Source organism: Spirulina sp. 06S082 (assembly GCF_034932145.1).
In the GTDB taxonomy this organism is placed as follows: Bacteria; Cyanobacteriota; Cyanobacteriia; order Cyanobacteriales; family Spirulinaceae; genus CCY15215.
In genome coordinates, this window is the sequence record NZ_JAYGHV010000421.1 from 1 (window position 1) to 10,991 (window position 10,991).

Annotated in this window: 10 protein-coding genes and 1 pseudogene; 4 read left to right on the forward strand and 7 right to left on the reverse strand. The window is 43.8% G+C overall.

Annotated features, from left to right (window positions below):
- Positions 1 to 122: 122 nt before the first annotated feature.
- The 3 genes from VB714_RS25580 to VB714_RS25590 are packed head-to-tail and all read right to left on the reverse strand — an operon-like array spanning position 123 to position 2,567.
- Positions 123 to 479: a Rieske (2Fe-2S) protein gene (locus VB714_RS25580; RefSeq protein ID WP_323227941.1), complete on the reverse strand. Its 357-nt coding sequence runs from the start codon at positions 477 to 479 to the stop codon at positions 123 to 125.
- A gap of 54 nt (positions 480 to 533) precedes the next feature.
- On the reverse strand, positions 534 to 983 hold the full coding sequence (locus VB714_RS25585) for an NADAR family protein (protein ID WP_323227943.1): 450 nt from the start codon (positions 981 to 983) through the stop codon (positions 534 to 536).
- Positions 984 to 1,037: 54 nt separating this feature from the next.
- Positions 1,038 to 2,567: a phosphomannomutase/phosphoglucomutase gene (locus tag VB714_RS25590; protein WP_416309797.1), complete on the reverse strand. Its 1,530-nt coding sequence runs from the start codon at positions 2,565 to 2,567 to the stop codon at positions 1,038 to 1,040.
- A gap of 200 nt (positions 2,568 to 2,767) precedes the next feature.
- Here VB714_RS25590 and hydA point away from each other — a divergent pair, with 200 nt between their 5' ends.
- The 3 genes and pseudogenes from hydA to VB714_RS25605 all read left to right on the forward strand — a co-directional run bounded on the left by hydA (position 2,768) and on the right by VB714_RS25605 (position 5,176).
- On the forward strand, positions 2,768 to 4,180 hold the full coding sequence (gene hydA / locus VB714_RS25595; RefSeq protein WP_323227947.1) for a dihydropyrimidinase: 1,413 nt from the start codon (positions 2,768 to 2,770) through the stop codon (positions 4,178 to 4,180).
- Positions 4,181 to 4,237: 57 nt separating this feature from the next.
- Positions 4,238 to 4,369 (forward strand): annotated as a pseudogene (locus tag VB714_RS25600) (addiction module protein); the annotation flags it as partial.
- A 132-nt stretch (positions 4,370 to 4,501) separates the two neighbouring features.
- Positions 4,502 to 5,176: a response regulator gene (locus VB714_RS25605; RefSeq protein ID WP_416309798.1), complete on the forward strand. Its 675-nt coding sequence runs from the start codon at positions 4,502 to 4,504 to the stop codon at positions 5,174 to 5,176.
- Between the two features lie 79 nt (positions 5,177 to 5,255).
- Here the strand turns inward: VB714_RS25605 and VB714_RS25610 are convergent, their stop codons facing one another.
- The 4 genes from VB714_RS25610 to VB714_RS25625 form a co-directional block, all read right to left on the reverse strand.
- Complete coding sequence (locus VB714_RS25610) at positions 5,256 to 5,657, reverse strand: fasciclin domain-containing protein (protein WP_323227951.1); 402 nt, start codon at positions 5,655 to 5,657, stop codon at positions 5,256 to 5,258.
- A gap of 82 nt (positions 5,658 to 5,739) precedes the next feature.
- Positions 5,740 to 7,026, reverse strand: coding sequence for a CO2 hydration protein (locus VB714_RS25615; RefSeq protein ID WP_323227953.1), 1,287 nt, complete (start codon positions 7,024 to 7,026; stop codon positions 5,740 to 5,742).
- A 17-nt stretch (positions 7,027 to 7,043) separates the two neighbouring features.
- Complete coding sequence (locus VB714_RS25620; RefSeq protein ID WP_323227955.1) at positions 7,044 to 8,540, reverse strand: NADH-quinone oxidoreductase subunit M; 1,497 nt, start codon at positions 8,538 to 8,540, stop codon at positions 7,044 to 7,046.
- A gap of 28 nt (positions 8,541 to 8,568) precedes the next feature.
- Positions 8,569 to 10,401 carry an NAD(P)H-quinone oxidoreductase subunit F gene (locus VB714_RS25625; RefSeq protein WP_323227958.1) on the reverse strand — a complete coding sequence of 611 codons (1,833 nt, stop codon included), beginning with the start codon at positions 10,399 to 10,401 and terminating at the stop codon, positions 8,569 to 8,571.
- A gap of 181 nt (positions 10,402 to 10,582) precedes the next feature.
- On the opposite strand from VB714_RS25625, the gene VB714_RS25630 reads away from it, so the two are divergent.
- Positions 10,583 to 10,705: a hypothetical protein gene (locus VB714_RS25630; RefSeq protein ID WP_323227961.1), complete on the forward strand. Its 123-nt coding sequence runs from the start codon at positions 10,583 to 10,585 to the stop codon at positions 10,703 to 10,705.
- Positions 10,706 to 10,991 lie beyond the last annotated feature (286 nt).

The following is a 10,991-nucleotide window of genomic DNA, read 5'->3' on the forward strand; positions in this document are numbered from 1 at the left end:
GGGGCTATGGGATAGAGAGGTGCGTAGTTCACCCAAGGAGAATTAATCTCTCAAAGCCAAAATGAAGGGGATTTCTGAAATGGAATCCATGTCTTGTTTATATCTGACTATATTTTGGTTAACTATTCATCCCGGTTGTAGGGTTGGGGATGATCGTTACGCCAAGCGATAATTTCGTCAGCGTCTACATAAACGCCATCATCCTCGATCCAAGCATTGAACTTGTTGAGAATCTCATCATTTTTGTAAGCGCTGATCCCAGTATCAATGCGATAGTCCCATCCGTGAACGCCACAGATGATATTATCTCCTTCAATATAACCATCAGCCATTAAAGCGCCTCGATGTTGACAGCGCCCGTAAAGTACCGATACCTTGTTCTCTCGACGGATGATGACGAGATCGATGTTTTCCACCAGTGCTGCGACGGGTTGGCGATCGCCGATTTCACTCCAGGTCGCAATTTTAACTTTGTTCACGTAATTCTTCTCCTTATGTTTTGTCATGTCTCATAACTCAGAATGATACGTTTTTTATGGTGCAAGGCGATCGCGCAAAATTGACCGCACTTCCATTAATAAAATACCCAAACGATTTTTGCCGCTTCCATCTTTCCCACAGCCCCAATAATAATCAATGGGGGAATTTTCCACAATTTCTTCCTCTCCCGTAGAGAGTAAAGTTTCGCAAATATCTGGGTGAGAAGAAAATTTTTGCAAGAGTGCTTTTTTCATGATCTCTTCCTTCACTGTTTCCCAATCTTGACGTAAAGGACGCTGGCGATCGCGTCCCATTCTAGCAGCATCTTTCGGTGTCTTTGCGCCGCGAATTACTTCGACATGAGATGTTCCTGCAAACTTCTGCGCCTGAAAATAATGTTCGCTAGTCCGCCACCAAACCCCATCTAACTCAAAACCATGAGGGGAAAAGTTAGAAAAACCACCGTAAGATTTATCGCGGGTACTGTAAAAATAAATAGCCATTTTCAATTTTTTTTCTTTATTTTGACACATCTGCAATTTATTTTGCAGATTTACTTATTTTGTTTTCAGTGAGGATAAATCTAAGGATTCAAAAGGAGGAAAAAACTCCAGCAGTTGATTCACAATTTTTTGTACCCCACCCGACACATTAGACTCAATATTCACAGGAATAACGGGATCGTGAAGGGATAATCGCAACAAAAACCAGCCATCTTCCTCCGTAGATTTGCAAGAGACTCGCACCCCTTCGTAATTATTCGGAACAATCTGCCAACCTTCTCGCGTTGCTGCAAATTCTTGCAATTTTTCAATGACTGTATTCCCGTAAGATTTAAAATCTTCTACGCCAATTTTTAAGCGAAATTCTTGGCTTTCTTCCGGTTCTTTTAAATTCGCAATTAAATCCGATAAAGATTTCCCTTCCAGCTTAGATTTAGCTAACTCAATCAAGAGTTTAGTGACAAGATAAGCACCATCATCGAGAAAATGATTCTCTTTCATCGCACCATGACCCGAAGTTTCAATCGCTAACCAAGATTCTTCTCCTTCTTGATTTAAACGAATTGACTCATTGATAACATTTTTATATCCTCGTTTAAAGCGATGATGTTTGCCTTTTAATTCTTGCTCAATAAACTGCGTTAAGCCATCAGAAGTAATTGAGTCAGTAACAATAGTTGAACCCGGTTTTTCTTGTAAAACAATGGCAGAAATGAGAGCAATTAAACGATTGCGGTTGAGTTCTTTCCCGGAACTATCCACCGCAGCCCCGCGATCGACATCCGTATCGAAAATAATGCCGAAATCTGCTTTATTTTGTAAAACTGCTTGACAAATTGCTGCCATTGCCTCTTCATTTTCTGGATTGGGAATATGATTGGGAAATGTGCCGTCGGGTTCGAGAAATTGACTTCCTGTTGTATCTGCACCCAAGGGTTTAAGAACGCGATCGCAATAAAATCCCCCGGCACCATTCCCCGCATCAAGAACAATTTTTAAGCCCTTTAACGGTTGCTCAAAATGTTCGGGATGATTCACAGTTTCGCGTACTTTCTTGACCAAACCCGCCGCATAAACTGAGATAAAATCGTATTGAGAAATCGTTCCTCTTGAAGCCGCATTGACAAAATTATTGTTTGCTGCTAAAGCTAGAATATCGCTAATATCTTTTTTATCTAAACCGCCGCGATCGCTAAAAAACTTTAAGCCATTGCGATTAAAAGGGAGATGACTCGCCGTGAGCATAATTGCCCCATCACAGTTTAATTCTGGCGCGATCGTACTCATAAACATGGCGGGAGTAGAAGCAATTTCAAAATCATAAACATGACACCCTAATTCGCTCATTCCTGTTATTACAGACTGGATTAAATCTGGCCCCGATATGCGGCTATCTCGTCCCACAGAAATTGTTAACTCATTCACTTGTTTGTCAATTTTTTGCGTTAACCAGATTGCAAAAGCCTTCCCTAAACGACTAATAATTTCAGGCGTTAAATTTACTGCTTCATCGGGTACCCCTTCGAGGGCAACTCCACGAATATCTGAACCATTTTGGAGCTTTTTCCAGTCAAAATTTTGCATAGTCATTTACGATCGCGGCTGAAATTTCTGTGATCTGGGCATGACGACCAAAAGACGCAAACCCATATTAATCAACATATAGCGATCGCCCTCAAATTGTAATTACAGAAATCTAAAGAAAATCATATTTTTTGGCGATCGCGTCCCCCAAATCCCCGATACTAAACTTCCAGAGAGAATTCTAATGGGGAAACTGTGCCATGACCGAAATTTTGATTAAAGGAGGAAGAATTGTCACGGCTGTCGATGACTATATCGGCGATATTTTCGTGAAAAATGGCAAAATTGAAACCATTGGCAGACAATTAGCAGTTCCCAATGCTCAACAATATAACGCCTCGGGCTTGCTAGTATTTCCTGGAGGAATTGACGTTCATACCCACATGGAAGCGATGCAAGGGGTAGCCATGAACTGCGATACTTATGCAACCGGAACGATCGCCGCAGCCTTTGGAGGAACTACTACAATTCTCGATTTTGCCTATCAAAATAAAGGAGAAAGTGCCAAGAAAACCCTCGACGATCGCCTGGCTTTAGCAGAACCTCAAGTTGGTATTGATTTTGGCTTTCACTTAATTTTAACTGACGTAAATAAAGACATATTAGCAGAACTTTCCAGTCTGATTGAAGCCGATGGAGTGTCCAGTTTTAAAATGTTTATGGCATATCCAGAAATTTTAATGGTAGATGATGCAGCAATTTTTCGGACAATGCGAAAAGTCGGCGATCGCGGTGGAATGGTCAATCTTCATGCAGAAAACGGATCGGTGATTCAAGTATTAATTGAAGAAGCCCTCGAACAGGGTAACACATCCCCCAAATATCACTCTCTCACTCGCCCTCGTTTAATGGAAGCAGAAGCCACCCATCGGGCAATTCGCCTTGCAGAATTAGCAGAAGTTCCTGTTTATATTGTTCATTTATCTGCCCCAGAAGCCCTAGAAAACATCGTTGAAGCCCGCGATCGCGGCATTCCCGCTTTTGCGGAAACTTGTCCCCATTACCTATTTTTGGATCTTAATGAATACGAATCCCCCGGTTTTGAAGCGGCAAAATATGTCATGACTCCCCCCTTAAGAGAACATCATTGTCAACAGCATCTCTGGCGAGGATTGCGTTTTGATGACCTGCAAATTGTGGCAACAGATCACTGTCCTTTTTGTTTCAATGAACAGCCATTAGGGATTAATTATTCCAAACAACTCGGACAAGATAACTTTGCCAAGATTCCTAATGGCGCACCTGGAGTAGAGTTACGTTTGGTATTATTATTTGATGGGGGAGTGAGAACCGGTAAAATTAATCTCAATCGCTTCGTACAGCTTGTTTCTACTGCCCCTGCAAAGATGTTTGGACTCTTCCCCCAAAAAGGCACGATCGCCCCTGGAAGTGATGCAGATTTAGTTCTCTTCGATCCCAATAAAAAGCAAACGATTAGCGCGAAAACTCATCATTCTCGCGTTGATTATAGTCTCTTTGAAGGGCGAGAAGTAACGGGAAAAGTTGAAAAAGTATTTTTGCGAGGAGAATTAATTGTGGATGGCGATCGCTGGTTGGGAGAAGCAGGAAAAGGGGCATATTTAAAGCGATCGGCTTCGGGAAGAATTCTTTAAATTAAGCTAAAATAGCAATAATGAAGTTTTGGAGAGATTGAAGTTATGCGATCGGTTGATGAAACAATTCAAAAATTCTGGATAACAGAAGCAAAAAAACGCCGAGATGAAATCCGAAACGGTTCGGTAAAACCAATTCTAGGAGAGGAAGCACTCGCCAGAGTTAAACAACAACTTTTAGAGTCATGAAATATGTTTTTCATCCAATGGACTTTTTATTTTCAACCCTTGGTGGATATCTGTTAAAACAGTAACTTTCGACACAATATTATCTTCAACCAAACAGAGAAAATAAGCATGAGTCACCGATATTTCGAGTCAATGCAAATTCTCCTCGTTGAAGACGATCTGCAACTCTCAGAATCGTTAGCCGAAGCACTATCGACTAAAGGCGATCGCGTGGATATAGCGACGGATGGGGAAATGGCTTGGAGGTTTTTAAAAACCTTGACCTACGATTTGTTATTACTTGATGTTACTTTACCCAAACTCGATGGAATTGGCTTGTGTCGGCGACTGCGATCGCAAGGTTATATTCTTCCTATTCTCATGTTAACTGCCAGAGATACAACGAATGATAAGATTTTAGGGTTAGATGCAGGGGCGGATGTTTATATGGTTAAACCCTTCGATCTGGGGGAATTATTAGCACAAATTCGCGCTTTAATACGTCGAGGACAAGTTGCGCCAACTCCTGTACTGTGCTGGGAAAATTTAAGTTTAAACCCGAGTACCTACGAAGTAACTTATAATGAATGTCCGCTTCGTTTAACGCCGAAAGAGTTTGCAATTTTGGAATTATTATTGCGTCACGGAAAACAAGTTTTAAATCGCGGTTTTATTATAGAGTCATTGTGGTCCCTCGAAAATTCTCCTGGGGAAGAAACTGTTAAAGTTCATCTCAAAAGTCTGCGAAAAAAATTACGAAATGCAGGGGCAGATCGGGATTGGATTCAAACCGTACATGGTTTGGGATATCGTCTTAAATCCCTGTAGATCGATTTCTGCCGCGATCGCCTATCGTTTTCGCAGGCTGAAAGAAGTTGATTATTAATGCGTTGATGGGTTTCTACATCTAACCCATCAAAATCACGGTATCGATAACATGAATAATTCCATTACTTGCTTCAATATCGGGGGCTAAAACGGTTGCATTTTTCACTTCAAAAGGTTCGCCACAACGAATCGGGATCGGCGAACCTTCTAGAGAGGTTAAGGTGTCAATATTTTGCAAATCTGAGGTTGTATAAGCACCTGCAACAACGTGGTATTTTAAAATACGCTGAAGTTGTGGAATATTCTGAACTAAGGTATCGACTGTTCCCGGTAATAACTTGCCAAAAGCATCATCATTGGGGGCAAAAACTGTAAGAGGACCCGGCTGCTGCAATGCTTCTACTAATCCTGCGACTTTTACTGCCGTAACTAAAGTTTTAAAGGCATCATTGTTAACAGCGATTTCAACAATATTTGGCATAATATTCCTCAATTTTTCTTGACTTTAACAACAAAATATGATAAGAGAATAGACTCATTCTCTATTTAGATTGGCGATCGCCTTAACGATACTCTTGACCTTGAATATCGCTCAAACGCGCTTCGGGGCGCAGAAAGCGATCGAGTTGCGCTTCAAAGAATTGGCGATTTTTTAATAAATGTTCTGGGTTGGGATCGTCCAAAGGATAGAGTAATGCGACTCGTAAGGCTTGAATCACCGCAGAAGTAACATTGTACATCGATCGCTGAAAAGTAATTCCCAATTGAATCAGTATATCATCTTCTCCTCGGCAATATTTTTGATAGTATTCCAACAAGTAGGGGGGTAAAAAATGGAACATATCTTGCATTAAGAGAGTGGGGGGAATTCCCGCAGTCCCAACTGGAAAAACATCCGCGTAAAGAATACCGTAATGAAAGTCTTTTTGTTCCTCGGGAACTTGCTTGGCTTGGGCGTTATAAGACTTTGTACCCCGGAAAGGAGCCGTCCGATAAAAGACGGCTTCAACGTAGGGTAATGCTGCTTCATAAAGCCACATAAAACCCTTTGATTTAGGAATGATTTCGTAGCATTCAGCGCCGATATAAACATGATGATAAATGGGTCTTCCTGCGGCGATAAAAATACCATTGACCAGAAAATTCATCGCATCCGGTACCGTTTTAAATTCCCCTGCATCATAAAGATCGCTCATCTCGAAGAATACCGGAGCCATCACTTCCCAAAATAGTCCTAAATTGGCATAATAAGACAGTTCTCGGACTTTTTCATAAAACATATCGGGGAAGAGTTTATACAGCCCTAACATCAAAGGATTGCCCTTAAAATAGGCCTTAATCGCGCGATCGCTATTCTGGATATATTCTTCGCTTTCAAGATAGTCGTAAAATTGTCCCCCCATACCTTGATGCCAAAGCATTGCCCGCATACAGGCTTCAGCAAATTCCATATTAATGCGATCGTGCCAGAGGTGATGAAATATTTTCGGCAGTTTTTGCTTTAATTCACCTTTGTCCATGAATTCTAACAATTCAGGATGGGCGCTGGCTTCTCCTTTTTGCCAGACGCGATAATCGGCAGTTTCTCCCGCATAGTGGTTGGGAAGGTCTAAATATTCTTGGGGTAAAAAGTATTTAAAAAAAGGTAAAGGATCGAGAAAAACGCGCTCGGCAATGTAAAGTAAATCTCGCCAATAGAAGTCCATGGGTACGGCATAAGCCTTATAAATGCCGATAATTTGCATCAAGTTTTCAGGGGTATCGGGTAACATTGAGCCACCGGCTTCTAGGCGATGAATAACTTCGGAATATCGATGAGTTGAAGGGGGGAGTTTAGTGGTAGTTAGCATGGGTTATAAGTTTTTTGTTATCGGTAACTGGGGTCAATTTCAGCAATTTGTACGATCGCCGGGGCGTGTAATTCTGAGACAAGGGTAGTGGTGGTGGGTTCCATCCAACGCAGAAGCCAGTTAGGTTGCACTCCTAAAAAGAGAACGATCGCCGTTAAGACTAAAGCCGGCCATTGGTCATTAATGGTAAGGCGAGTATAGTAGGCGCGGACATTATCTAATTTACCGAAACAAGTGCGGTTAATCAGAATCACAAAATATACCGCCGTTAAGCCCGATGAGAGGATACAGAGAAGCGTGGGGATCGGGAAGGTGGCAAAACTACCTTGGAAAACGACGAATTCAGCCGCAAACCCTACCAGCCCTGGAATTCCCGCACTCGCCATTCCAGCTAGAATTAATAGGGCGCTAGTGAGAGGGAGTCCGCGAATGGGGTTCATTAAACCGTTGAGGACATCGAGATCGCGGGTTCCGGTGGTTTGTTCGACAATTCCTACGAGGAAGAATAATAATGCCAAAATTAAACCGTGGGCGATCATCTGGGCGATCGCGCCTAAAACGCTCAATTCCGTCCCTGCGGCGGCTGCGACGAGAATATAGCCCATGTGTCCGATGGAACTGTAGGCTACCATACGCTTAATATCCCGTTGCGCGATCGCACTCATGGCACCATAAATGACGCTGACGGTGCCGATAATGGCCAAGCCAGGGGAAATGATATTCCAAGTTACAGGGAATAGTTGCAAACCAAAACGCAATAAGCCATAGGTTCCCAGTTTGGCGAAAATTCCCCCCAGTAAAATAGTGGTGGAAGGAGAGGCTTCAACGTAGGTATCCGGCATCCATGTATGCAAAGGAACAAGGGGAATTTTAATCCCAAAACCAATCAATAAAGCCGTTAAAAGAATCAGTTGGGAGGTGAGATCGAGGTTGTCGATCGCAATATCGCTGAATTCAAAGCTGGGGGACTGACTGAGGAAAGTAATCCCTAAAAATGCAGCCAAGACGAGTAAGCCAGAAACCGCCGTGTAAAGGATGAATTTTGTCGAAGCATAGCCTCGTTTTTCCCCTCCCCAAATGGCAATGAGAAGATAAAAGGGAATTAACTCCAATTCATAAAAAATGATGAAAAAGAGCAGGTTTTGCGCCATTAATGCCCCGGCGATCCCGGCATTGATCAACAAAATTAAGCCGTCATGGAGCCGCGATCGCTCCATATCCCTGCGATTAGTATACAGGGCGATGATGGTTAGCAGACCGTTGAGAGCCAGTAAGGGCAGGGATAACCCATCAACTCCAAGGCTGTAGTTGAGGCCGAGAGGGTCAATCCAGCGATGAAATTCTGTAAACTGGATTTCTCCTATGCTTAAGTCAAACTGACCGAGAAGATAGAGGGTCCAGACCAAAGTCACCACGCTGAAAATAGTGGCAATGGTGCGACTGGCTTGGGGTTTGGGGTAAAGGGCGATCGCGATCGCGCCAAAAAGTGGAATTAAAAGTAAAGGCGTTAACATTTGGTTAAATTCAAACTTAAAAAATGGCTCAATGCAAAGCAGATAAGAGAGGGTAACAAAGAATTAACCCAAAGAAGATCGTACCGAGGAGGATGGAGAGGGCATAAAATTGCATCTGTCCGTTGGTGTTGTATTTCAGGCTTTGACCGCTTGCGAGGGTTAATAAGCCGACTAAATTCACGGCACCATCGACTAAAACGCGATCGCACCAATCGATGGCCTTGGCTAAAAAGCCGACAATGGAAATAACCGTCACTTTGTACAGTTGTGCGGTGTAGAAGTCATAAGCGAGGAAATCTTGCACCCCAGGAAGGGGAAGGCGAATCGGTTTGGATACTGTTGGGAAAGCATAGAGGAATAGACCCACTCCCCCACCCATGAGGGTTGAACCCATTAACAACAGGGTTGCCGGTTGCGTGACTAAGGCGAGATTGGGTAACAGTCCCAAAACAGCGAGTGATTGCGGTACATGGAGGGCAAAACCGAGGAGAATCGTCATGGGCAAAACCAAAGCCCATAATCCTTCTGGCGATCGCCGCGTCCAATCGGTCGCGGGTCCGGTAAAGAGTAAGCCAAATACCCGCGCCAAACTACAAGCAGTTAAGCCATTTACCAGCAATAATACCGTCAGTAAGAGAGGGCTTAAACCGTTGGCAATGCTGGCTAAACCCCAAAAGCAACCCAGAGGAGGGACTGCGACTAAAGATAAAGCCCCCACGACGAAGCAAATCCCAGAGATAGGACGACGTTTCCACAGTCCTCCCAGTTGGGTGACATCTTGGGAAATATTGTTGAGAATAATGCCGCCAATGCTCATCAACATCAAGGCCATGGCGATGGCATAGGTTAACAGTAACATCAACGCAGCTTCCTGCTGTCCCGTCCCTACGGCAACAAATACGACCCCGAGATAGGAACTGGTGGCGTAGGAAAAGACCCGCTTAATATCAATTTGTGCCAGGGCGATCGCGGCACAACTGACGGCGGTAAAGGCACCGATGGCAATCTCCGCATTGACCACCACTGGGGATAAATTGAGAATCGGCTGCATTTTAATGAGGACCCAAGCCCCCGTTGAGACCACCACCGCATTCCGCAGTACCGTTGCGGGCATTGGTCCCTCCATTGCTTCATCCAGCCACAGTTGTAGAGGAAATTGAGCGCATTTCCCTAAAGGTCCTGCCAGGAGTGCTAAACCGAGAAGGGTGGCAACGGTGGGATCGAGGTCTACGGTACTCGCCCAAAGCGTTAATTCATCGTAGTTCCAAGTCCCAGCGAGGGGATAGAGCGCTACAACTGCCATGAGTAAGATCAAGTCTCCTACTCGTTTAGTGAGAAAACCATCTCGCGCTCCCGTTACCACCATAGATTGATTAAACCAGAAACCAATGAGGAGGTATGTCCCTAATGTAAGAATTTCCAGCATAACATAACTGAAAAAGAGGGAATTGGTCAGCATCAAAGCCCCCATTCCCGCTTCAAAAAGGGCGAGGAGAGCATAAAATCGCGCCCAACCCCAATCCATCTCCAGATAGGCGATGGTATAAATCTGCGTTAGTAAATTCAGACTTAAAATCACCACTAATGCCCCCACCGTTGTAGCAGAGGCTTCAACATCAAAGGCAATATCGAGATTGGCCGCATGAAGCCAATTCACGGAAAATTGTATCGGCGACGACCATACCTCCTTTAAAGCTAAGATACTATGTATCAAGGCAGAGAGGGTTAGGAATAAATTCACATAACCCGACGGACGGGGACCGGTGCGGCGAATTAAATTTGGCGACCACAGAAGCGCCAGCACAACACCGAAAAGAGAGTAAAGTGGAACTAACCATACGGTTTGACTAAAAGTATTCATTGAGAAATGGGTCATCCATAAGGGCGAAACATTGGCTATAGAACAGTACCACGACTCGATCCGACTCAAAAGGATTGCATTTTATCATGGGTTTTCTGATTTTATATTGCTAAAAGTCTATAGCTAGATTCGTATTATAGTTTTTTTTCAATGAAAAAGCAAACAAGATTGATTAATCTCAATGTTTAAGAAATGTAATCATAGCGATCGCCATCTTTTACAGGAGAAATACAAATCAACATTTTTAGGGAACTTCGATCGCGTGGGGATGGCGATGGAGAATCTAGAATGGGAAATAAGATGAACTACCCCACCGTGTAGACGGGTGGGGTTTCAGTAACCCCAACATCGTCTGTACGGCGAGAGTTTAATCGCTTCTTACTTGGTTGGATAAGCTGAGGAAACCTCACCCGTCCCCCAAGCGCTTCTTACTTGGTTGGATAAGCTGAGGAAACCTCACCCGTCCCCCAAGCGCTTCTTCTGCCCGAGTTGCATCATCCCACCCGTATGAGTACGGGGAGAATCAGTAGAGCTAGAGCATCGACGACTAACGAGGTTCGTTCCCACCCCCGGTTGCTGACCAGCAGCGA

Coding starts and splice junctions, on each gene's coding strand:
- VB714_RS25585 (WP_323227943.1), bottom strand. CDS start 983: ATGGCTATTTATTTTTACAGTACCCGCGATAAATCTTACGGTGGTTTT.
- VB714_RS25590 (WP_416309797.1), bottom strand. CDS start 2,567: ATGCAAAATTTTGACTGGAAAAAGCTCCAAAATGGTTCAGATATTCGT.
- hydA (WP_323227947.1), top strand. CDS start 2,768: ATGACCGAAATTTTGATTAAAGGAGGAAGAATTGTCACGGCTGTCGAT.
- VB714_RS25605 (WP_416309798.1), top strand. CDS start 4,502: ATGCAAATTCTCCTCGTTGAAGACGATCTGCAACTCTCAGAATCGTTA.
- VB714_RS25610 (WP_323227951.1), bottom strand. CDS start 5,657: ATGCCAAATATTGTTGAAATCGCTGTTAACAATGATGCCTTTAAAACT.
- VB714_RS25615 (WP_323227953.1), bottom strand. CDS start 7,026: ATGCTAACTACCACTAAACTCCCCCCTTCAACTCATCGATATTCCGAA.
- VB714_RS25620 (WP_323227955.1), bottom strand. CDS start 8,540: ATGTTAACGCCTTTACTTTTAATTCCACTTTTTGGCGCGATCGCGATC.
- VB714_RS25625 (WP_323227958.1), bottom strand. CDS start 10,401: ATGAATACTTTTAGTCAAACCGTATGGTTAGTTCCACTTTACTCTCTT.
- VB714_RS25630 (WP_323227961.1), top strand. CDS start 10,583: ATGTTTAAGAAATGTAATCATAGCGATCGCCATCTTTTACAGGAGAAA.